This is a genomic window from Yersinia rochesterensis, assembly GCF_003600645.1.
Lineage (GTDB): Bacteria > Pseudomonadota > Gammaproteobacteria > Enterobacterales > Enterobacteriaceae > Yersinia > Yersinia rochesterensis.
In genome coordinates, this window is sequence record NZ_CP032482.1 from 3,289,798 (window position 1) to 3,312,468 (window position 22,671).

Below are 22,671 nucleotides of genomic sequence, written 5' to 3' on the forward strand. Positions count from 1 at the left end.
GGTTATCCTTCCTGCTCAATCTTGGTCAGTATGTCGCGCAATACCGGCCCATATTCATATTTACCGGGACAGACAAATGTACACAGAGCCAAATCTTCTTCATCCAATTCCAGACACCCCAGAGCTGCCGCGCTGTCGGTATCGCCAGATAACAGGTCACGTAGTAAATGAGTGGCCAGAATATCCAGTGGCATAACGCGCTCATAGTTACCAATCGGCACCATAGCGCGCTCCCCACCGTGCATATCAGTGGAGAAAGCAAACAATTTACGCTTGAAGAAATGGCCCAATGTGGTGCGAGTAATGGAATATTTATCACGCCCAGGCATCACCCAGCCGAATAGTTCTTTCTCTCGCCCTTCGCGGATGACGGACACTTGCTGATGGAAACGCCCCAGATAACCATGAGTGGCAGAGAAAGCGGTGCCGCTGAGCACCGAACCGGAGATAATGCGGTTATCCCCCTCTTTCAGCCGACTGGCGGTCAATTCAGATAAACTGGCCCCGAGACGAGTGCGCAGCAAAACTGGCTGATTTACTTGTGGGCCTGCGACAGCGACGATACGGTCAGTCCACAGCTCACCACGGGTAAATAGTTTGCCAATGGCAATGACATCCTGATAACCCACATGCCAGACAATCTTGTTCAGACTGACCGGTTCAAGGAAGTGGATGTGAGTCCCGACCAGACCGGCGGGATGCGGGCCGGAGAACTCATTGTAAGTCACCTGCGCATTGGGATGACTGGCCACTATTTGCCCCGGCGCATGACAAACATGCACTTTGCCCTCCGTCAGACGGGCTAATACTGTTAAGCCTTGATTGAAAGCATCAGACTCGGTGGCAATAATCACTTGCGGATCAGCAGCCAGCGGTTGGGTATCCATGGCGCTAACAAAAATAGCCCGTGGACGGCTATCAAGGGCCGGAGTTTTGCTGAAAGGCCGGGTCCGCAATGCTGTCCATAAGCCGGATACCTGCAAAAGCCGCTGCACTTGTTCTGCACTCAGTTGGCTGAGAGATAATTCATCATAATGCTCGAACGGGATTTGCTCATCGCCGTCAATGTCAATCACAACAGATTGTAAAACCCGGCGCTCACCGCGGTTGATGGCGCTCACTTTGCCACTAGCAGGGGCGGTGAATATCACGCCTGGATTTTTTTTATCTTCAAATAGCGCCTGGCCTTTCTTAACCCAATCACCTTCCTCGACCAACATTGAGGGGCGCATTCCCACGTATTCTTCACCGAGCAAGGCCACATGATGAATTGTTGGCCCCTCTTCTATGATCTGTGCGGGTGCTCCAGCGATGGGAAGATCTAGTCCTTTCTTTATTTTAATCATAGAGTTGAACTACTTTATTAGTTATATCAAATGCTGCACTTAGCCCAGAATGTACAGCCACACAAAGGGAAGATTCTTTCATAGTTCAGTTAAATGGCACTTTAATACTGAGTCAATTAGACAAACATGAATATCGACTGAAAGAGCCTCAGAAATTAATGCTGACACCCATACAAGGTGTTAATGAATAGAAAATAACCATTAATTGAACAGGTCATCAGCAGTGGGCAATTTTAGCATTTCCCTTTGGCACTGTCTGACAAATGCAGTGACCTGAGTCAAGCAAATACAAATAATTTACTGCAAATTTGTATATGTATTCGGTAAAATCGTATTGTCAATTCACCTTTACCGACTTTGTATTTATTTTATACAAAACATATATTGCTAAAAAATTTCTGACTGATAATCTGCGCCTATAAATCAAAGAATGCAGTGGCATAATTTACATAATATAAGTAGGAATAATAAATGGGCAAAATCGCGCCGTTATTTACGACGAGAATGTTTGCGATGAGACTCTTTGCAACCATAACGTTTGCAGCGATAATTTGTTTGCCTGCGGTATCTTTCACCAGCTCAGCCAGCGAGCCGGTGGCGGTATCCAAAGAGCTAAAACAGCAATTACTCGGATCCTCAGTCTATATTCAAATCTTCAAAGAAGAACGTACCCTGGAATTATATGCCCGGTTACAAGGTGAATATCGTTTGGTACAAAGCTACCGTATCTGTGAATTCTCAGGTGGACTTGGCCCAAAGCGCCGTGAAGGGGATTTTAAAAGCCCGGAAGGTTTTTACACTATTGATATGCGTCATTTGAAACCTGACAGTAAGTTTTATCGGGCAATCAATATTGGCTTCCCAAATGATTATGATAAGTCGCAAGGTTATTCAGGCAAATATCTGATGATTCATGGCGCTTGCAAATCAATCGGCTGTTATGCAATGACCGACGCCTATATGGACGAGATATTTAACTACGTGCAAACGGCATTTATCTTTGGTCAGGAAAAAGTAGATATCAATATCTACCCTTTCCGCATGACTGAGCAAAATATGCAACGTCACCGTAACTCTTCGGATTATAACTTCTGGCGTCAATTGCAGCCGGGTTACGAATATTTTGCCAAAAACCGCATGCCGCCGTCAGTTTCTGTGGTCAACGGGCAGTATGTGCTTAGCCGCCCGCCAACCTCCAGTGCGCCAGAGTCGCAATACGCCCTGATAAAATCAGATGCTCTGACCAAAACCAATGCGCTCACCAAAACAGAATAATGCAAACTCACCTGGTGCAATTTTGTGCCAGGTTTCATTACCGGTTAAGGGCTGCGTAGCAATCACCGTGACCACATCGTTGGGTGTGGTCTGGCGCTGAAAATCGATTTCAACATCTTGATCCAGTAAAGTCGCTTTACCGAAAGGGGCGCGGCGCGTTATCCAATATAAATTGGTCGAACAGAACGCCATGACAAAACGCCCATCCGAAAGCAACATATTAAACACCCCTTTAGCACGCAATTGCTCACACAAGGTGCCAATATAGCGAAATACCGCGGGCCAGTTACTCGGCGTGCGGGGGTAGCGTTTTGCCAGTTGATTCAGTAGCCAGCAGAAAGCATATTCACTGTCTGTTTGGCCAATAGGCCGGAAAGTTCCGGTATCCCATTGGCGATAGCCTCTAAGTTGGCCATTATGAGCATAAGTCCAGTTTCGCCCCCACATTTCGCGGGTAAAAGGATGAGTATTTTCTAATGCCACTTCACCCCGATTTGCCTGACGGATATGGGAAACCACCGCACAGGATTTGATGGGATAATCTTGCACCAACCGAGCAATGGGCGAATTAAAGCTGGGTTGGGGATCTTTAAACGTGCGGCAGCCATTACCTTCATAGAAAGTAATTCCCCAGCCATCTTTATGTGGGCCAGTTCCCCCACCCCGCTGCACCAGACCGGTAAAGCTAAAGCAAATATCCGTCGGAACATTTGCGCTCATTCCGAGCAATTCGCACATATATTCCTCCGCGCACCGAATAGGGCTTCAAGCGCCGTATTGTTCACTCAGCCACAAGGTGATCAACTGACCGTTGATCACCCCAGAAAATCAGGCTTTTACCATCTCTTTTTCAATCAACTGAATCAAGATGTGAATCACTTTAATATGAATTTCCTGAATACGATCTGCATAGCCAAAATGAGGAACACGAATTTCGATATCCGCAGAACCCGCCATTTTGCCGCCATCTTTACCTGTCAGGGTAATGACTTTCATGCCTTTAGCACGCGCAGCTTCAATTGCTTTAATGATATTACCGGAATTCCCTGAAGTGGAAATACCGAGCAGCACGTCGCCTTCACGGCCTACAGCTTCAACATAGCGAGAGAAAACATAGTCATAGCCAAAATCGTTACTGACACAAGAGATATGGCTGACATCTGAAATCGCAATCGCCGGATAACCAGGGCGGTTTTCTCGGTAACGGCCGGTCAGTTCTTCGGCAAAATGCATGGCGTCACAATGGGAGCCACCATTACCGCATGACAATACTTTACCGCCAGCTTTAAAAGAATCAGCCAATAATACGGCTGCGCGCTGGATGGCACCGATATTGGCATCATCTTTCAGAAAGTTTGCCAGTGTGTCTGCGGCTTCGTTCAGTTCACTGCGGATTAAATCCTGGTACATGGGAGCCTCTTTATCGTTCTATACCTAAATATTCGTCCGCCATCAGTGTACCGGATAGCATAAACTGCGAGAAGCACTGTAATGAACTTGCCAGTAGAGTTTTGAACTAACCCATATAGTTTTGAACTAACCCATGGAGTTTTGAATTAGCCAGTACAGTTTTAGCGGTTAGCGCTGCCAATTTGTGAGGTGAGTTGTAAATAATATGTAATGGTATTGATAAAAACAATGAGATGAACTACAACAAATGTATCACTCAACAGGTCAGACCTCCTACATCTCAGGAGCTTCATTATGATGGTTCTTAGCATTGTTGCCTTGCTGGTTCTTATTGGTGTGCTGTTTTATCACCGGGTGAACCTGTACCTCAGTAGTTTGGTTTTGGTGGTTTACACCGCCGCTATGGGTGCTGCGCAGTTATGGTCATACTGGGTATTATTGCCGCTGGTGATTGTTCTGCTACCTCTGACCCTCACGCCACTGCGCCAATCCCTATTTTCAGCACGTGCATTGCGCATGTTCCGTAAAGTCATGCCGGCCATGTCTCGCACTGAAAAAGAAGCGATTGATGCGGGTACCACTTGGTGGGAAGGGGATTTGTTCCAGGGCCAGCCGGACTGGAAGAAGCTGCACAATTATCCCAAACCGCAATTGACCGCAGAAGAACAAGCTTTTATCGATGGGCCGGTTGAAGAAGCCTGTCGGATGGCGAATGACTTCCAGATTACCCATGAATTAGCAGATTTACCGCCAGAACTGTGGGCTTATTTGAAGGAAAATCGCTTCTTTGCGATGATCATTAAGAAAGAGTACGGCGGCCTTGATTTCTCGGCCTATGCTCAAGCCCGGGTACTGCAAAAACTGTCTGGCGTGTCGGGTATTTTGGCCATCACCGTCGGCGTACCTAACTCCCTTGGCCCCGGTGAATTACTGCAACACTATGGGACTGAAGAGCAAAAAAATCATTATTTACCGGGTTTGGCCCGTGGCGACGAAATTCCTTGTTTCGCCCTGACCAGTCCGGAAGCAGGTTCAGATGCCGGTGCCATCCCAGATACCGGGATAGTTTGTATGGGGGAATGGCAAGGTAAACAGGTGCTGGGCATGCGCCTGACCTGGAACAAACGCTATATTACCCTCGCGCCTATCGCCACTGTACTTGGGCTGGCATTCAAATTATCTGACCCTGAGCATTTACTGGGTGAAACCGTTGATTTGGGGATTACCTGCGCGCTTATCCCGACCAATACTCCAGGGGTAGAAATTGGTCATCGCCACTTCCCGCTGAATGTGCCATTCCAAAATGGCCCAACTCGCGGTAATGATATCTTTGTGCCCATTGACTACATTATTGGCGGGCCTCAAATGGCCGGTCAGGGCTGGCGGATGCTAGTAGAATGTCTGTCAGTCGGGCGCGGAATTACATTGCCGTCCAACGCCACAGGTAGCTTGAAAAGTGTGGCGATGGGGATTGGCGCTTATTCCTATATCCGCCGTCAGTTCAAAGTCTCAATCGGTAAAATGGAAGGGATTGAAGAGCCATTGGCGCGCATTGCCGGTAACACTTATGTGATGGATGCTGCCGCCACCTTAATTACCAGCGGCATTATGTTGGGCGAAAAACCAGCGGTATTATCCGCCATCGTCAAATACCATTGTACTCATCGTGGCCAACGCGCGGTCATGGATGCGATGGATATTGCTGGCGGTAAAGGTATCTGTCTTGGCCCGGCCAACTTTATTGCCCGCGGTTATCAGGGCGCACCTATCGGTATCACCGTGGAGGGCGCTAACATACTGACTCGCAGCATGATTATCTTCGGTCAGGGCGCTATCCGTTGCCATCCATTCGTGCTTGATGAAATGGCAGCAGCACAATCTAACGATGTGGCCGCCTTTGATAAAGCGCTGTTTGGTCATCTGGGCCATGTGGGTAGCAGCAAAATCCGCAGCTTCTGGCTGGGGCTGACCAGTGGCCGCACCAGTGCCACGCCAACCAAAGACAGCACTCGCCGCTATTATCAACATCTCAACCGGCTGAGCGCCAATCTGGCATTGTTATCTGATGTCTCGATGGGGGTACTGGGTGGCAGTCTGAAGCGTCGCGAACGTATTTCTGCCCGCTTGGGGGATATTCTTAGTCAAATGTATCTGGCGTCGGCTACCTTGAAACGCTATGAAGACGAAGGTCGTCAGAAAGAAGATTTGCCGCTGGTACACTGGGGTGTGCAAGATGCCCTGAATCAGGCGGAACAAGCGTTGGATGATTTACTGCGTAACTTCCCGAATGGCTTTATTGCCGGGGTAATGCGGTTGGTTGTCTTCCCATTGGGTCGTGTACATAAAGCACCATCAGACCGTCTGGATCACCAGTTGGCGCAACTGCTGCAAGTGCCGTCGGCCACCCGCAGCCGCATTGGTCGTGGTCAATATCTGACACCGAGTGAGTTTAACCCGGTGGGTTTACTGGAGGCGGCATTGCTGGATGTCATTGCAGCAGAGCCGATTCATAAGCGTCTGAGTAAAGAAGCGGGTAAGAGCCTGCCATTTACCCAACTGGATAAACTGGCTAAACGCGCATTGGCTGAAGGGAAAATTAATGCTGAGGAAGCTGCAATACTGACCAAAGCAGAAGCTAGCCGCCTGCGCTCTATTAATGTCGATGAATTCGAGGCTGATGAGCTGGCCGCCAAGCCGTTGGTAAAGCAGCCCACGAAACAACGGCAGACTGAGGCCGCATAGTGGTATTAACCTTATTGATGTGAGTGTCTAACTCTTAACATAAAGCTCTGCATTATTATGCAGGGCTTTATTTTGTGACAATGATTATCTATCGCGCCGAGGTACGCAATTTCATTACCCATTTTGCCGAATGCGGGCAATAAACTCATCAATACTATCAATGTGCGATGCGGCCAATATCAAAGTACGCCCCAAACTCAAAACCTGGCGTTGGCATGCCCTGCGCATCTCATTATCAACAATGCTATCAAGATCAGCCACATGGGCCAGTCCAATGGTGCGGCGGATCAATTCACTGCCACAATATCCCACGGCATCTTGCCAAACCTGCTGCAAAAATAGCTGCGCATAACCAGCAGTTGCCAAAGCTGTATCCTGCGTTTTTTCCTCACTTAAGGCCAGAAAACGGCTGGCGAAGGTATTCCACAGAATATGAATATCTTTCAACCGCTGTTCACGACCGGCCGCCGCATCACGCGGGCCAGCTAATCCCGGTAAGCCACAGTAATTAAGCAATAAATTTCCCAGAGCTGTACCGACATCAAAACCTATTGGGCCATAGAAACCAAACTCGGCATCAATGGCTTTTAGCCGCCCCTCAGCAACAAAAATGGAGCCGCTGTGAATATCGCCATGCAGCAATGCCTCGGCCTTGCTCAGGAAACGGTGCTTTAGTGAAGCCACCGCTAGCTTGAGTGCATTATCCTGACGTAAAACCAACACATCGGCCAATAGCGCCGGATCGAAATTATTACGCTCATGGTCAATATAGGGGTCAGTAAAGAATAAATCTTCGGTGATTTGGCACAACTCCGGGTTGGTATAGCGGCTCACTGCGGCCTTTTTAGCTTGGGCCGACTGATAAAAATCGGAGGTATAAAATAGGGTTTGCGCTAAATACTCAGCCAATTGCCCCGCAGCCTGCGGATAGTATTTTCCCTTAACCAATTCATTGCGCCAAATTTGATGGTCAGATAAATCTTCCTGCACCATCACTGCCAGTTCTGCATCGTGGTGCAGGACATTAACCGTATGTTGTGGGCAGAATTGGCGGTGGGTTAGCAGAGTTTCGGCTTCAATTCTGGCGCGATCCAAGGTCAGCGGCCAGGATTCCCCCACACAACGCACGTAAGGCAGCGCCTGTTTCACAATCACCCGGCTGATTCCGGCAGCATCGCGAATTTTAAACACCAGATTGAGATTCCCATCCCCAATTTCATCCGCTGACACCAAAGCCTGTGGATCGGCCATCTGACCAAATTGACGAGCATATTCAACGGCATCCGTAGCAGTAAATGTGTGGTAGCGCGACATCTTCAACCTCATTATTCTTTATCTGATTCTGATTCTGATTCACTCACCGCCAACCATTTGCTTAGCCGTGAAATTATTCCCTGTTCGAGCAAAAAAATCCGTATTTAGGCGTAAAACCATATAGACGTCTACACATCCGTAATATATGTTGGCAGAATAAGAAACCAGATGCAATAACGCAACATGGATTTAACTGACAATGCAGACGCTTAACACGATCGATTTACAAACCACCAGCTTAAAAATTATCGATAATCAGCTTTGGATACTCGACCAACAGGCTTTGCCACAGCGCCAGGAATGGCTATCCGCCGATAGCGTGGAATTACTGATTGAGCATATTCAAGCGCTGCGGGTGCGTGGTGCGCCATTGATCGGTTTATCAGCCAGCTTACTGTTGGCTTTGTTGGCCGATCGCGGTTTACCGCAAGCTCAGCTTGAGCAAGCGCTGATTGCGCTGCGGGAATCACGCCCAACCGCAGTGAATTTAATGAATAATCTGGCGCGGATGCAGCAAGCGCTATTGCAAGCCAATTGGGTTGAAGCCATGGCTCAAGAGGCACGGCGTCTGGTCGAAGAAGACCGCGAGTTATGTGAACGCATTGCCCAGCACGGCGCACAATTAGTTAAACCCGGCAGCAACTTGCTCACTCACTGCAACACCGGCGGCCTCGCCACTGCGGGCATTGGTACGGCTATCGGCGTATTACTGCGCGCTCATCAGCAAGGCAAAATCCGCCAGGTGTGGGTCGATGAAACCCGACCTTTGCTGCAAGGTGGGCGCTTAACCGCCTGGGAACTGGGCGAGTTGGGTATTCCATATCAATTAATTTGTGATTCAATGGCGGCCAGCCTGATGGCTCAGGGCAAAGTAGATGCTATCTGGGTTGGCGCTGACCGCATTGCTGCCAACGGCGATGTCGCGAATAAAATTGGCACCTACAGTTTGGCGGTATTGGCGCATTATCACCGCATTCCATTCTATGTGGCGGCCCCACATACCACTCATGACCCCGCCTGCCCGAATGGTGCGGCAATCCCCATTGAGCAACGTGATGCCAGCGAAGTCAAAGGGGTTTCTGGGGGTTTTGGTCATTGCCAATGGGCACCTGAGAATGCACCGGTGTACAACCCAGCATTTGATGTCACCCCAGCCGCATTAATCAGCGGTTGGGTATTAGACAGCGGCGTTATCACGCCAGAGCAAGTCGCAGCGGGCTTCTTCCAGCCGAAGAATTAAGCAGTATTTGAAATTTTATCCCCAAAGTCATTGGAGTCGCAGGTAGGCGAGCGCAGCTAACGCCCCTGCGGCTTTAAGGACTAAGGGGATTAATTCAGACGTGGGTAGGCATCGGCAATCTTATCGCCGGTAAAACGCGCTATCCAACCCTCGGGATTATCAAATACTCGAATAGCCGTGAAATTCGGTGCTGACCCCATATCAAACCAATGGCGAGTATCTGCTGGCACTGATAGCAAGTCATTCTTTTCACACAAAATTTGATAAATCTTGCCATTCAGATGCAAGCAAAATAACCCGCTCCCCTCGACGAAGAAACGCACTTCATCTTCACCGTGGGTGTGTTCTGATAAAAATTTCTCGCGCAATACTTCGCGCTGCTCATTATCAGGGCGCATGCTGATCACATCCCAACTCTGATAGCCTTTTTCCGCCACCAGCCAGTCAATTTCATGCTGATAAGCTGCAATCACCGCTTCCGGTTGTGGGTTTTCGCCCAGTTCGCGATCCGCCTGCCAGCGCTCAAACCGCACACCAATAGCGGTCAATTGCTGTTGAATTTCCTCAGCATTGCGGCTTTGCCACAGCGGCTGTTCTGGCTGCTCATCACTAAAAATGGTTAATCCGCTCATGCTGTAAAACCCTCTATGTCTATCTCATCAAAACGGCTGACTTGGGGATGACGGCTTTCGCTGTCGGGAAGATCTCGAATTAACTGACAAGTTTGCCAACCGGCAAGCTGTGCGGCGTCCAGTTCCTGGCGAATATCAGATAAAAACAGTAATGCTTGCGGGGCAATGGCCAACTGATTGGCAATATTCTGGTAAGCGCTCACTTCGCGCTTCGCCCCAACATGGGTGTCAAAATAACCATTGAATAATGGCTGTAAATCCCCCGCATCACTGTAACCAAACAATAATTTCTGCGCAGCAACCGAACCGGATGAATAAACATACAGTTTCAGCCCTTGCTGCTGCCAGTCCGCCAGTTGCGGGGCAACATCTGAATACAAGTGACCGCGAAAATCCCCTTGCAGATAACCGCTGCGCCAAATAATGCCCTGAATGGCTTTTAGCGCGGTGGATTTGCGGTCTTCATCCATAAAACCATGCAACGTGGTGGTCAGCGTTGCAATATCGGCATCCGGCTGTTCAATCTCGTGCCGTAAACTGGCCAATGCGGCGGCAACCTCTGCATCCTGTTGATGTTGTTGCAAAAAAGACGTCAGCCGCTCGCGGGCATAAGGGAAAAGCACTTGGTGGACAAAACGGATGTCGGTGGTGGTGCCTTCAATATCGGTCACTATTGCCTGAATCATTTTGCCTCCGCTTTATAATTTGTGTCCAACAGGCGGCGTTGCAGTTCACACTGGAACAAAAACTCCAGCCCTTCCAAATGGCGGCGGGCTTCAGACACGCTATTGCCCCAGCAATACAAACCGTGCCCGCGCACCAAAAAGCCGTAACGCAATGGATTATTATCCGCCAGCGCAGCAACCCGCTGTGCCAATGCAGGAATATCCTGATCATTATCAAAAATGGGGATCACCACGCTGTCCAGGTGGCTGCGCTGCCCCGCGAGAGATTTCTGCATCTCATAGCCGTGCAATACCAACTCATGGCTGCGCTCGACCCGTGATAGCACCGTGGCATTCACCGAGTGAGTATGCAAGACCGCATTGATTTCTGGATACAGACGATAAAGCAAAGTATGCAGGCCAGTTTCCGCCGACGGGGTGCGCCCGCCAGGGACATGGTTAGTCGCCGTCTCCACCAGCAAAAAATCATCGGCGGTCAAACTCCCTTTATCTTTGCCCGACTCCGTCACCAAACATTGGGCTGAATCCAATCGCAGGGACATATTGCCGCCAGTCGCCGGGCACCAGCCCTTCTCACCAATCCAGTGGCAGGCGGCTAACAGCGCGCCAAGTTGTACATTTTCGGTCATTGCATATCCCTGTAGTGGTTTTGGCTGTAGTGATGTTGGCTGTAGTGGTGTTGGCTGTAGTGATATTGATATCAGAACATATTCCCATGGCAAGCGGCCTGACGATTACCCTTAGCACAAATTTATCTATACTTAGTCAATTAAGTCATTTAGCCGTTTAAACATCCAAACGTCTTGATTGCCAAATATTAACATCGTGATATATTTACGGCAACATACAGCGCCAGGAGTATTCACCTGCCATGAGCTCTTTATCTTTTATTCCAGACAGTAAATTACCCACACAGGGCACCACAATATTTACGCAAATGAGTGCCTTAGCACAAAAGCATCAAGCTATTAACCTGTCGCAGGGCTTCCCGGATTTCGATGGCCCAGATTATTTAAAGCAACGATTAGCCTACCATGTGAGTCAGGGGGCTAACCAATATGCTCCGATGACCGGCGTGGCTCCGCTGCGCACGGCTATCGCGGCGAAAACAGCTAAAATCTACGGCTGGCAGCCCGATGCCGACAGCGAAGTCACTGTCACCACCGGTGCCAGTGAGGCCTTATTTGCTGCCATTACCGCGCTGGTGCGCCCTGGCGACGAAGTGATTTGCTTTGATCCCAGCTATGACAGCTATGCTCCGGTGGTTAAATTGGCTGGCGGCATCCTCAAGCGCATTGCGCTCAAACCTCCGGCATTCGCCACCGACTGGGCGGAGTTTGCCGACCTGATTTCTGAGCGCACCCGGCTGGTGATTGTGAATACGCCGCATAATCCATCGGCGACGGTTTGGCGTGCAGAAGATTTTGAGCAACTGTGGCAAGTGATTGCTGAGCGCAATATTTATGTTCTCAGTGATGAAGTTTACGAACATATCTGTTTCAGCCCGGCGGGCCATGCCAGCGTATTGGCACACCCACAATTACGCCAGCGGGCCATTGCGGTTTCCTCTTTTGGCAAAACTTTTCATATGACCGGTTGGAAAGCGGGCTATTGCATCGCACCAGCCGCGATCAGTGCAGAAGTACGCAAAATTCATCAATATTTGACATTTTCAGTCTGTACTCCAGTACAGTTTTCACTGGCTGACATGCTTAATAGTGAGCCGGAACACTGGCAACAATTGCCGGAATTCTATCGCGCTCGTCGCGATCGTTTCGTCAATGCGCTCTCCACCAGCCGCTTCAAAATTCTACCCAGTGAAGGAACCTACTTCCTGCTGGCCGATTACAGTGCTATTTCAGATCTCGACGATGTTGAGTTCTGCAAATGGCTGACCGAGCATGTGGGTGTGGCCGCAATACCTTTATCCGTCTTCTGCGAAGGCCCCTTCCCCCATAAACTGATCCGGCTGTGCTTCGCCAAACAGAATGCCACGCTGGACGCCGCCGCGGAGCGATTGTGTCAACTTTAAAACTGACTTTGCTGCAACAACCGCTAGTGTGGCTGGATGCAGCGGCGAATCTGCGTCACTTTGAGATGCTGCTAGAATCCATACAGCAGCGTGATGTCATCGTGCTGCCAGAAATGTTTACCACAGGTTTTGCGATGAATGCGGCGGAAAATACCCTGCCAGAATCCGAGGTTATCGACTGGTTGCGCTATTGGTCGGCGCGCACCGATGCTCTGATTGGCGGCAGTGTGGCGCTAAAAACAGCCGACGGCGCAGTTAACCGTTTTCTGTTAGCGCAGCCGGATGGGAAAATCCATCACTATGACAAACGCCACTTATTCCGCATGGCCGGTGAGCACCATCACTATCTGGTCGGGGCCGAGCGCAAAATTGTCGAGTGGCGCGGCTGGCGAATTCTGCCGCAAGTCTGTTATGACCTGCGCTTTCCGCTGTGGTCACGCAATCAGCAAGATTATGATTTAGCTCTGTATGTGGCTAACTGGCCAGCCGCGCGCGCCAAACATTGGCAAACCTTGCTGGCGGCGCGGGCGATAGAAAATCAAGCTTATGTCGCGGGCTGCAATCGGGTAGGTGATGATGACAATGGCCATTATTATCAGGGTGATAGTGTCATTTTAGATGCTCAAGGTGAGATTCTGACCCAAGCAGAAGTGGGGCAAGCGGCGCAACTGGATGCGGAATTATCTTTGGAAGCGCTGCTGAGTTACCGAAAAGCATTCCCGGCATGGCGTGATAGCGATAAGTTTTTGTTGTTGTAAATAGTGAACTATCCATTGGTGTATCCCACTTATTTATCTAATACTGTTTCTCTTCTCAATTTCGAATAATTTCTCATGATACAAAAAACTGAAAAACTGGGGCTGAGTCCAGCCTTGATCGCGCTAATGTCGGTCGCCACCGGACTGGCCGTCGCCAGCAACTATTATGCACAGCCATTGCTGGAAACTATCGCGCAAGCCTTTAATCTTTCAGTCAATCAGGCCGGTTTTATCGTGACCGCCGCCCAGTTGGGCTATGCGGTGGGGCTAATGTTCCTGGTTCCTTTGGGGGATATGTTTGAACGGCGCGGGCTGATTGTCAGTATGACCCTGTTGGCTGCGGGTGGGATGTTGATTACCGCCATGTCGCAAAATCTCACCATGATGATTGTCGGCACCGCCCTCACCGGCTTGTTCTCTGTGGTAGCACAATTACTGGTGCCATTAGCCGCCACACTGGCCGCCCCCGAAAAACGCGGCAAAGTAGTCGGTATTATCATGAGCGGCCTGTTGCTGGGTATTTTACTGGCGCGAACCGTGGCGGGCGCATTGGCCTCGATTGGCGGCTGGCGCACCATTTATTGGGTTGCCAGTATCTTGATGATAATTATGGCGTTGATTTTATGGCGCTATCTGCCGCGCTATAAGTATCATAGCGGCCTGAATTATGGTCAGTTGCTCAGCTCAATATTTTCTTTATTTATCCGCACTCCGGTGCTGCGCACCCGCGCCTTGCTTGGTGCTCTGTCATTTGCCAACTTCAGTGTCTTGTGGACCTCTATGGCTTTCCTGCTGGCTTCGCCACCTTTTGGTTATTCAGAAGCCACTATCGGGTTGTTTGGTTTAGTCGGGGCGGCGGGGGCATTAATGGCCACTAAAGCAGGCCAATTGGCAGATAAAGGAAAAGCCCGCATCACCACCAGTGCCGGCTTGGTATTATTGCTATTGTCATGGATACCAATAGCTTTGGGGCAACATTCAATCATCGCACTGATTATCGGGATTATCGTGTTAGACCTGGCCGTTCAAGGGGTGCATGTCACCAACCAGAGCGTGATCTACCGCATGATGCCGGAAGCCAGAAATCGCTTAACTGCGGGCTATATGACCACTTATTTTATTGGTGGGGCTTTGGGTTCATTGATTTCTGCCGCCGCCTATCAACATGCGGGTTGGTATGGCGTCGCCAGCGCCGGGCTGGTGTTATGTATTTTGAACATTACCACCTGGCTACTCGGTAAACGATTTGATCCCCCGGCCAATCAACCTGTGGAGTGATCTTGATTAGTTAGCTAGCTAATAATCAATTGAGATATAAATTTGGGTTATAGGGTATTAAGACAATTACCACTCTGGTAATGTGACTTAACTTTATCCCGTAGCCCAAATAATCTATAGATGATTCTATGCCAAGCCAAATCACCGACGCCCCCTCGACGGATCAGTCGACAGCTACATTCACTGAAGGAATAACAGATAGCCTCCCCATTGTTATTGGTTATTTGCCCGTGGCTTTCGCCTTTGGTTTGAGTTCGGTAAAACTTGGCTTCACCCCCTGGGAAGGCATTTTCTTTTCTTGCATCATTTATGCCGGAGCCAGCCAATTCGTCATCACCGCCCTGCTCAGTGCCGGGATGTCCTTGTGGGTTTCCGCATTAACTGTCATGGCAATGGATGTTCGCCATATCTTGTACGGCCCCGCACTGAAACACCGCATTGTGGCAAAGTTATCCGGCAAAAAAACCGCCCTGTGGGCCTTTGGCCTGACGGATGAAGTGTTTGCCGCCGCCACCACCAAATTAATGAAAGACCAACGGCGCTGGAGTGAGAATTGGATGCTCGGCATCGCGTTCACCTCTTGGTTGTCTTGGGTGGCAGGCACCGCCATCGGCGCGATGTTTGGTAATGGCCCGCTGGAAAATTATCCGGCCATTGAAGCTTCTCTTTCTTTTATGTTGCCAGCGCTGTTTCTCAGTTTCCTATTGGCATCATTTAAACGCCAATACAGCCTCACGGTGATGGCCTCTTTGACCGGCGCATTGCTCGGTGTGTTGTTGTTCTCTATTCCAGTGGCTATTTTGGCCGGAATTGGCGGCGGATGTCTGGCGGCCTTACTCCAACCCGCGCCAGAAGCGGCCGTAGAATATGCTGAGAGTGATAAACAGGAGCAGAAACCATGAATTTGGATGTGCTGATTATTGGCCTGGTGGTGGGAACTGTAAATTACCTGTTTCGCTATTTGCCGTTGCGCCTTGGGCCAGCACGCAAACAAGCGGGTCTGCAACGCGGTAAAGTGTCACTGTTGCTTGACAGCATCGGGATCGCCTCGATTTGTGCTTTGTTGGTGGTATCCAGTACACCGGAAATTATGCATAACCCACAAAAATTAGTTCCTACACTTATTGGTTTTTTGGTTATCTGCGGATGCTTTTATAAAACTAACAGTATTATCTTTGCCACGTTACTGGGGGCAATCAGCTACGGCCTGACATTTAAGTTACTGATGATTTTAGCGTAACAATTTGCCTGATTTCTTAACTAAAACATAATATCCTTACAATCAATAAGACTAATGACTCACACACAGTGACTGAATAACACTAATTGCTAAATTTTTCTCTTATTAACCCGTTTACATTATTAGTCACTACCGTTACTGTACCACTTGAAATCAATGAGGCTCCTTATAATGGAAAGTTCCTTTAGTCCCATAGAACAGATGCTTAATTCTCGAGCCAAACGCCAGAAAGATTTCCCTTACCAGGAAATCCTACTGACGCGATTATGTATGCATATGCACAGTAAATTGTTGGAAAACCGCAACAAAATGCTGAAAGCGCAAGGAATTAACGAAACCCTGTTTATGGCGCTAATTACGCTGGAAGCACAAGCGAGCCACAGTATTCAGCCGTCAGAATTAAGTGCTGCATTGGGGTCTTCACGTACCAATGCCACCCGTATTGCTGACGAGTTGGAAAAGAAAGGCTGGATTGAACGTCGTGAAAGCCACAATGACCGCCGTTGTTTGCATTTGCATCTAACCGAAGCGGGCCTTGAGTTTTTAAATCAATTACTGCCCCCACAACATAAGTGTCTGCATTTTCTTTGGTCAACACTTGACGCCGACGAGCAGCAACAGCTTGAAACGCTGACGCGTAAGTTACTGACGCGTTTAGACCAAATGGACATATCGGAACAATAATTCCAATATATCTACACCCTAAATAATTCGAGTTGCAGGAAGGCGGCAAGCGATTGATAAATGGGTTGTAAACCATTTTGAACAGCGCTTGCGCTGGCCTGCCAGCAGAGCCTCTGATGAGGCTCATTAGTACTGGAAGATCCCCAACTTAATGCTTTGATGACCCCAAAGCTTGCAAACCTCACCTTCGCTAAAACAAGCGGCGGCGCGATGAACTGTTGATTAGCCAGTCACAATATCTACAACAGCAGCAATCCTAACTCAGTGCCAGCAACAATTTATTGCAGGCCAAGATTGGTTTGATCCGTTCACTCGGCGGTGGCTATCAAGCGCCCATCAGTGATGGTTCACAAAATAAAACAAAATAATATAGAGCGTGGAGAACACCATGAGTGCAAACGCGGAAGCTCAAGTGCCGCAACAACCGCAGAATAAAAAGAAGCAACGTAAACGCGTGCTGCTGTTACTGACGGGTATTTTTATTATTATCGGGGTGGCTTACTTTATTTATTGGTTCCTGGTGCTGCGTCATCACCAAGAGACTGATAACGCCTATGTTTCGGGCAATCAGGTACAGATAATGTCGCAGGTTCCCGGCAGTGTCGTCAGTGTTAATTTTGAAAATACTGACTTGGTCAAAAGTGGCGATATTCTTCTGATACTTGACCCAACTGATGCCGAACAAGCTTATGAGCAGGCAAAAACCGCACTGGCAAATAGTGTGCGCCAAACCCACCAGCTCATGATTAACAGCCAGCAATATCAAGCCAATATTGCGCTGAAAAAAACCGAGCTGAGCAAAGCACAAAATGACCTGAAACGCCGTGTGGTGCTGGGTTCTGTTGATGCCATTGGCCGCGAAGAACTGCAACACGCCCGTGATGCCGTGGATGCTGCACAAGCTTCATTGGACGTGGCGATTGCACAATATAACGCCAATCAGGCGCTGGTGCTGAACACTCCGTTGGAGAAACAACCGGCCGTCGAGCAAGCTGCTGCCAAGTTGCGCGATGCCTGGCTTGCCCTGCAACGCACCAAAGTGGTCAGCCCCATCACCGGTTTTGTGTCGCGCCGCAGTGTGCAAGTGGGCGCGGAAATTGCCAATGGTGCGCCACTGATGGCGGTTATTCCAGCTAACGAAATGTGGATTGACGCCAACTTCAAAGAAACACAGTTAGCCAATATGCGAATTGGCCAACCCGCCACGGTAGTGACTGATTTCTATGGCGATGATGTGGTTTTCCAAGGAAAAGTTGTTGGCCTAGATATGGGAACGGGCAGCGCTTTCTCACTGCTCCCCGCGCAAAATGCTACCGGTAACTGGATCAAAGTGGTTCAGCGCTTGCCGGTGCGTATTCAGCTTGATGCCAAACAGTTGGCTGAGCATCCGCTGCGCATTGGCTTATCGACCAGGGTGCGGGTAGATACCGCCGATGTCGAAGGCCAAGTGTTAGCACAAAACGTGCGCAAAGAACCGGCATTTGTCACCAACGCGCTGTCCTTGGATTTAGCGCCGGTTAATCAAATGATTAGCGATATTGTTCATGCAAATGCGGGTTAATATTGATGCAAATGCAAGTTAAGCGCACCGGGGGCCACTGTGGCACAAAAACCGCTTGAAGGTGCCCAACTTGCCTGGATGACCGTCGCGCTATCATTAGCGACTTTCATGCAGGTGCTGGACTCCACTATTGCTAACGTAGCTATTCCGACCATTGCCGGGGATCTTGGCTCGTCCAACTCCCAAGGTACATGGGTTATTACTTCATTCGGCGTAGCAAATGCGATTTCCATCCCTATCACCGGTTGGCTGGCAAAACGCATCGGTGAAGTCAGATTGTTCCTGTGGTCGACGGGGTTATTCGCACTGGCCTCATGGCTGTGCGGCGTGTCAAACAGCCTGGGGATGCTTATCTTCTTCCGGGTTATTCAAGGGTTGGTCGCAGGCCCATTGATCCCATTGTCACAAAGTTTGCTACTGAATAACTACCCGCCCGCGAAGCGAAGTATGGCCCTGGCATTGTGGTCGATGACGATTGTTGTCGCCCCAATCTTTGGGCCGATCCTCGGCGGTTATATCAGTGACAACTATCACTGGGGCTGGATCTTCTTTATCAACATCCCAATCGGGCTGGTGGTCATTTTAGTGGCGGGCAGCACCCTGAAAGGGCGCGAGACCAAAACTGAAATCAAACCTATTGATACCGTGGGGTTGGTATTATTGGTGGTGGGTATCGGTGCCCTACAAATCATGCTTGACCAAGGTAAGGAGCTGGACTGGTTTAACTCGACCGAGATAATCGTCCTGACGGTCATTGCCGTGATCGCCATTATCTTCCTGATAGTGTGGGAGCTAACCGACGACCATCCGGTGATCGATTTGTCATTATTCAAATCGAGAAACTTTACCATTGGTTGTTTGTGTATCAGCCTGGCCTATATGTTGTACTTCGGCGCGATAGTCTTGCTGCCACAGCTATTACAGGAGGTATATGGCTATACCGCCACCTGGGCCGGCTTGGCATCAGCGCCGGTGGGGATATTACCGGTGCTATTGTCACCCATAATTGGGCGCTTCTCACATCGAATTGATATGCGTCAATTAGTCACATTCAGCTTCATTATGTATGCGGTTTGTTTCTATTGGCGAGCATATACATTCGAACCGGGAATGGATTTTGGTGCCTCGGCGTGGCCGCAGTTTGTGCAAGGTTTTGCTATTGCCTGCTTCTTTATGCCACTGACGGCGATTACTTTGTCCGGTTTACCGCCAGAGCGTATGGCGGCGGCATCCAGTTTATCTAACTTCCTGCGAACACTGGCGGGGTCGATTGGTACTTCAATCACCACCACTTTGTGGACGCAAAGAGAATCGATGCACCATTCACAGTTGACGGAATTTGTTAACCCGTTTAACCCGAATGCCACGCAAATGTATCAGGATCTCGAGAAACTGGGGATGAATCAGCAGCAAGCATCGGCTTATCTGGCACGGGAAATTACCAATCAAGGGCTGATTATCTCGGCTAATGAGATTTTCTGGCTCTCGGCGGGCGTGTTCCTACTGCTACTGGCACTGGTGTGGTTTGCTAAACCGCCATTTACCTCCGGCGGCGGAGGCGGTGGCGCGCACTAGCAGCAAAAACTGACTAATAAAAAAAGGGCGCTGACTTATCATCAGCGCCCTTTAAGGTTATCAACCAAGCTATTTTATAGTTCGGAGATTAGCGGGGTGACTGCACCAATGGGCGCTCCGACGGCTTACGCCGTTACGACCCATTCGGCACATTTCCCCGCTTATCAACTTGTTACTTTATATTTTAGCTATTGCAACGACGAATGAATTAAGCCTGATTTTGACGCCACCACTCCGACAGCAAAATACCGGTCGCCACTGACACATTCAAACTTTCAACTTTGCCAGTACCGCCAATAGAGACACTCACATCGCCCTGCTGCCAAGCGCTGTCAGTCAGGCCATCACTCTCTTGCCCTAAGACCAACACCATTTTGGCTGGTAGCTCAGCTTTCGCCAGACTGACACCTTTATGGCTTGAGGTGGTCACTATGGTGTAGCCCGCTTTACGGAAAGTATCCAACACAGAAAGGAAGTCATCAGCATTGATTGCTTTGATATGCTCTGCACCGCCTTCTGCTGTACGAACAGCCGCACCAGACTCCAACACTGCGGGGTCTTGCAGCAACACGCCATTGATACCAAAATGCGCACAGGTCCGCATAATGCCGCCCAGATTATGTGGGTTACCCACATCTTCCAGTGCCAACACGCAATCTTTCGCCTGAGTCTGTTGTTGCAGATAAGTTTCTGCATCCAAACCCTGACGTTTTTTAATCAGGAAGCACACGCCACCGTGGTGTTCAGTGCCAGATGCTTTAGCCAGTTCATCTTCTTCAACCACATGGTAAGCCTTGCGGTTAGCCGCCATCCATTTCAATGCTTCACGGAAACGAGGGGTAACTGACTGCACAAACCAAGCGCGCACAATAGCATCAGGACGGCTTTCAAACAGCGCTTTACAGGCATTTTCGCCATAAACGCGTGTTTCTTCAGCCCGCTGACGGCGCAATTGCGCTGGGTCTACATGGCTTTTACCGCTGATACCGCCGTGATCAAACTCGGGTTCTTCAGTGGGGGCGCGAGACACCGTTTTCCACGGTGAATCGTAAGGGCCACTGCTGTCAGAACGCGCCGGACGGCTAGGACTCGTGCGTTCATTACGGCCTGAATCATTACGACGTGAGTCATTATTACGCGATGAGCTGCCGCGACCGGCATTATCACCCGGGCGGCCTTTGCCTGCCGGACGCGGGTTTTTACCACGGTTATTGTTACTACGGTCGTCGCTGCTGTTTTCGTCACTACGGACGTACATCACTTTAACTTTGCCGTTTTTGCCACTAAATGAATCGTTCATTGTCTTCTCCACCAACGCGCAGGGCGCGAAGATTACCTGATGTCTGCTCGGTTAGCCATAAGCAAGCGCTAAAAGCTAGCAACTATCGTATTCATCGAATAAACCATTTTGGCACTAACTTCATTTATATCCATAATAGATAACAACAACGAAACAATTCAGGTCACATTGACTGTATGGTTTCCCTCAATCTACTCAGATACTCAATAAAGGCTAATTTATGAATACGGTATGTACAGCTTGTATGGCGACCAATCGCCTACCGGAAGCACGTATTGATGACGGCGCTAAATGTGGGCGCTGCGGCCACTCTTTATTTGATGGCGAAGTCATTAACGCCACCGCCGAAACACTGGATAAACTGCTGCAAGATGACCTGCCGGTGGTCATAGACTTCTGGGCACCATGGTGTGGCCCTTGCCGCAGCTTCGCGCCCATCTTTGAAGATGTTGCCGCAGAGCGAGCCGGAAAAGTTCGCTTCGTTAAAATCAATACTGAAGCAGAACCCGCACTCAGCGCGCGTTTCCGTATCCGCAGCATTCCCACCATTATGCTGTATCGAAACGGCAAAATGGTCGACATGCTTAGCGGCGCATTGCCAAAGGCACCTTTTGATAATTGGTTAAATGAGCAATTATCAGTGGAACCTACCGCGCGCTAAGCTAGTTTAACTCATTTATCACCCTTCGGGGCCACTCAAGTGCCCGATAAAGTGTGGTTATAATCCAAAACAGCACCCTGACAGTTTTCTGTTGGAGTGTTGTTTTTTCTTTTATGGTATGACTGGGCACAAGGGTTGATTAGAATAGCGCTATTTCTTCAGGAGTCCGTCGTGACTGAATCATCCACCACCGACCCTATTTTACCGACGGTCATAAATGCTTTACCGACGGAAAATGCAGTATTGCGTTTGCGCCAGCAGCGGTTATCCGCATCCACCCGCCCTTATCGCGCCCGTGGTTGCCGTGCTATTCGCTGCCAAGGCTGTCTGTTAACTGAGCGATTTTGCTTGTGTGACACCATCAAACAACAGCCGGCCAACAGCCGTTTTTGCCTGATAATGTTTGATACTGAACCCCTCAAGCCCAGTAATACTGGCCGCTTAATTGCTGATATTCTGCCAAACACTCAAGCTTTTCTCTGGGCGCGAACAGAAGTTTCCCCTGAGCTGTTAGCCGCGATACGCGACCCTCAGCGCCAACCTTATGTGGTTTTCCCAGAAAAATATGCCGACCCCGAGCGGCAAGTCTTCAATCAATTACCTGTCAGCGATAAACCACCGTTATTTATTCTGCTGGACGGTACCTGGACTGAAGCTAAAAAAATGTTTCGTAGAAGCCCGTATCTTAGCGGACTACCGATATTGTCGCTGAATGTCAGCAATACCTCGGATTATATGCTGCGAGAAGCAGCACGCCCGGAACAACATTGCACCGTCGAAGTTGCTGCAGCCCTACTCCAGCAAGCTGGTGATATTCATGCCGCCGATGGATTAACTGCCCATTTTCATTATTTCCGCCAGCAATATTTAGCAGGAAAACCTCACCATCCAGTGGGCCGAGTCACAGCAAATACCGAAAAAATCGCATAAAATCAAT

General features: G+C 49.4%; 21 protein-coding genes and 1 pseudogene. 14 read left to right on the forward strand and 8 right to left on the reverse strand.

Annotated features, from left to right (window positions below; all coding sequences use genetic code 11):
* Nucleotides 1-2: 2 nt before the first annotated feature.
* On the reverse strand, nt 3-1,346 hold the full coding sequence (locus DXZ79_RS15300; RefSeq protein ID WP_038631350.1) for a Na(+)-translocating NADH-quinone reductase subunit A: 1,344 nt from the start codon (nt 1,344-1,346) through the stop codon (nt 3-5).
* 471 nt (nt 1,347-1,817) lie between these two features.
* Here DXZ79_RS15300 and dpaA point away from each other — a divergent pair, with 471 nt between their 5' ends.
* Nucleotides 1,818-2,621, forward strand: a complete 804-nt coding sequence (gene dpaA, locus DXZ79_RS15310) for a peptidoglycan meso-diaminopimelic acid protein amidase (protein ID WP_050291402.1) — start codon at nt 1,818-1,820, stop codon at nt 2,619-2,621.
* On the opposite strand, the gene DXZ79_RS15315 is transcribed toward dpaA, so the two are convergent.
* Nucleotides 2,577-3,359, reverse strand: coding sequence for a class II glutamine amidotransferase (locus DXZ79_RS15315; RefSeq protein ID WP_038631348.1), 783 nt, complete (start codon nt 3,357-3,359; stop codon nt 2,577-2,579). The genes dpaA and DXZ79_RS15315 overlap by 45 nt on opposite strands.
* Nucleotides 3,360-3,449: 90 nt before the next feature.
* A complete protein-coding gene (lpcA, locus tag DXZ79_RS15320) occupies nt 3,450-4,031 on the reverse strand; it encodes a D-sedoheptulose 7-phosphate isomerase (protein ID WP_038631346.1) in 582 nt (193 codons plus the stop codon).
* 294 nt (nt 4,032-4,325) lie between these two features.
* Here lpcA and fadE point away from each other — a divergent pair, with 294 nt between their 5' ends.
* On the forward strand, nt 4,326-6,773 hold the full coding sequence (gene fadE, locus DXZ79_RS15325; protein WP_038631344.1) for an acyl-CoA dehydrogenase FadE: 2,448 nt from the start codon (nt 4,326-4,328) through the stop codon (nt 6,771-6,773).
* Between the two features lie 114 nt (nt 6,774-6,887).
* On the opposite strand, the gene mtnK is transcribed toward fadE, so the two are convergent.
* Nucleotides 6,888-8,087, reverse strand: a complete 1,200-nt coding sequence (mtnK, locus tag DXZ79_RS15330; protein WP_120011420.1) for an S-methyl-5-thioribose kinase — start codon at nt 8,085-8,087, stop codon at nt 6,888-6,890.
* Between the two features lie 199 nt (nt 8,088-8,286).
* Here mtnK and mtnA point away from each other — a divergent pair, with 199 nt between their 5' ends.
* Nucleotides 8,287-9,327, forward strand: a complete 1,041-nt coding sequence (gene mtnA / locus DXZ79_RS15335) for an S-methyl-5-thioribose-1-phosphate isomerase (RefSeq protein ID WP_050291403.1) — start codon at nt 8,287-8,289, stop codon at nt 9,325-9,327.
* A gap of 89 nt (nt 9,328-9,416) precedes the next feature.
* Here the strand turns inward: mtnA and DXZ79_RS15340 are convergent, their stop codons facing one another.
* The 3 genes from DXZ79_RS15340 to DXZ79_RS15350 are packed head-to-tail and all read right to left on the reverse strand — an operon-like array spanning nt 9,417 to nt 11,274.
* On the reverse strand, nt 9,417-9,959 hold the full coding sequence (locus DXZ79_RS15340; protein WP_120011421.1) for a 1,2-dihydroxy-3-keto-5-methylthiopentene dioxygenase: 543 nt from the start codon (nt 9,957-9,959) through the stop codon (nt 9,417-9,419).
* Nucleotides 9,956-10,645, reverse strand: coding sequence for an acireductone synthase (gene mtnC, locus DXZ79_RS15345; RefSeq protein WP_038631336.1), 690 nt, complete (start codon nt 10,643-10,645; stop codon nt 9,956-9,958). The genes DXZ79_RS15340 and mtnC overlap by 4 nt, the downstream gene beginning before the upstream one ends.
* The gene (locus DXZ79_RS15350; protein WP_038631334.1) at nt 10,642-11,274 is read right to left on the reverse strand and encodes a methylthioribulose 1-phosphate dehydratase; all 633 of its coding nucleotides are present in this window, start codon (nt 11,272-11,274) and stop codon (nt 10,642-10,644) included. The genes mtnC and DXZ79_RS15350 overlap by 4 nt, the downstream gene beginning before the upstream one ends.
* A gap of 242 nt (nt 11,275-11,516) precedes the next feature.
* Here DXZ79_RS15350 and DXZ79_RS15355 point away from each other — a divergent pair, with 242 nt between their 5' ends.
* From DXZ79_RS15355 to emrB, 9 genes and pseudogenes are all read left to right on the forward strand, one after another.
* Nucleotides 11,517-12,677, forward strand: coding sequence for a pyridoxal phosphate-dependent aminotransferase (locus DXZ79_RS15355; protein WP_038631332.1), 1,161 nt, complete (start codon nt 11,517-11,519; stop codon nt 12,675-12,677).
* Complete coding sequence (locus DXZ79_RS15360) at nt 12,665-13,435, forward strand: amidohydrolase (protein WP_120011422.1); 771 nt, start codon at nt 12,665-12,667, stop codon at nt 13,433-13,435. The genes DXZ79_RS15355 and DXZ79_RS15360 overlap by 13 nt, the downstream gene beginning before the upstream one ends.
* A gap of 78 nt (nt 13,436-13,513) precedes the next feature.
* Nucleotides 13,514-14,713, forward strand: a complete 1,200-nt coding sequence (locus DXZ79_RS15365; RefSeq protein WP_172667602.1) for an MFS transporter — start codon at nt 13,514-13,516, stop codon at nt 14,711-14,713.
* Nucleotides 14,714-14,841: 128 nt separating this feature from the next.
* Complete coding sequence (locus DXZ79_RS15370) at nt 14,842-15,615, forward strand: AzlC family ABC transporter permease (protein ID WP_038631325.1); 774 nt, start codon at nt 14,842-14,844, stop codon at nt 15,613-15,615.
* Nucleotides 15,612-15,953, forward strand: coding sequence for an L-valine transporter subunit YgaH (gene ygaH, locus DXZ79_RS15375; protein WP_038631323.1), 342 nt, complete (start codon nt 15,612-15,614; stop codon nt 15,951-15,953). The genes DXZ79_RS15370 and ygaH overlap by 4 nt, the downstream gene beginning before the upstream one ends.
* Before the next feature lie 171 nt (nt 15,954-16,124).
* Nucleotides 16,125-16,637 (forward strand): transcriptional repressor MprA, encoded by a 513-nt coding sequence (gene mprA / locus DXZ79_RS15380; protein ID WP_038631321.1) that lies wholly within the window; start codon nt 16,125-16,127, stop codon nt 16,635-16,637.
* Nucleotides 16,638-16,843: 206 nt separating this feature from the next.
* Nucleotides 16,844-17,005 (forward strand): annotated as a pseudogene (locus tag DXZ79_RS15385) (efflux transporter outer membrane subunit); the annotation flags it as partial.
* Between the two features lie 20 nt (nt 17,006-17,025).
* A complete protein-coding gene (gene emrA / locus DXZ79_RS15390) occupies nt 17,026-18,198 on the forward strand; it encodes a multidrug efflux MFS transporter periplasmic adaptor subunit EmrA (protein ID WP_038631319.1) in 1,173 nt (390 codons plus the stop codon).
* Nucleotides 18,199-18,237: 39 nt separating this feature from the next.
* The gene (emrB, locus tag DXZ79_RS15395; protein ID WP_038631317.1) at nt 18,238-19,773 is read left to right on the forward strand and encodes a multidrug efflux MFS transporter permease subunit EmrB; all 1,536 of its coding nucleotides are present in this window, start codon (nt 18,238-18,240) and stop codon (nt 19,771-19,773) included.
* Nucleotides 19,774-19,981: 208 nt separating this feature from the next.
* Here emrB and DXZ79_RS15400 read toward each other — a convergent pair whose 3' ends face one another.
* A complete protein-coding gene (locus DXZ79_RS15400) occupies nt 19,982-21,073 on the reverse strand; it encodes a tRNA/rRNA methyltransferase (protein WP_038631314.1) in 1,092 nt (363 codons plus the stop codon).
* Nucleotides 21,074-21,293: 220 nt separating this feature from the next.
* Here DXZ79_RS15400 and trxC point away from each other — a divergent pair, with 220 nt between their 5' ends.
* A complete protein-coding gene (trxC, locus tag DXZ79_RS15405) occupies nt 21,294-21,734 on the forward strand; it encodes a thioredoxin TrxC (RefSeq protein WP_038631312.1) in 441 nt (146 codons plus the stop codon).
* 171 nt (nt 21,735-21,905) lie between these two features.
* The gene (locus tag DXZ79_RS15410) at nt 21,906-22,664 is read left to right on the forward strand and encodes a tRNA-uridine aminocarboxypropyltransferase (protein WP_038631310.1); all 759 of its coding nucleotides are present in this window, start codon (nt 21,906-21,908) and stop codon (nt 22,662-22,664) included.
* Nucleotides 22,665-22,671: the final 7 nt, after the last annotated feature.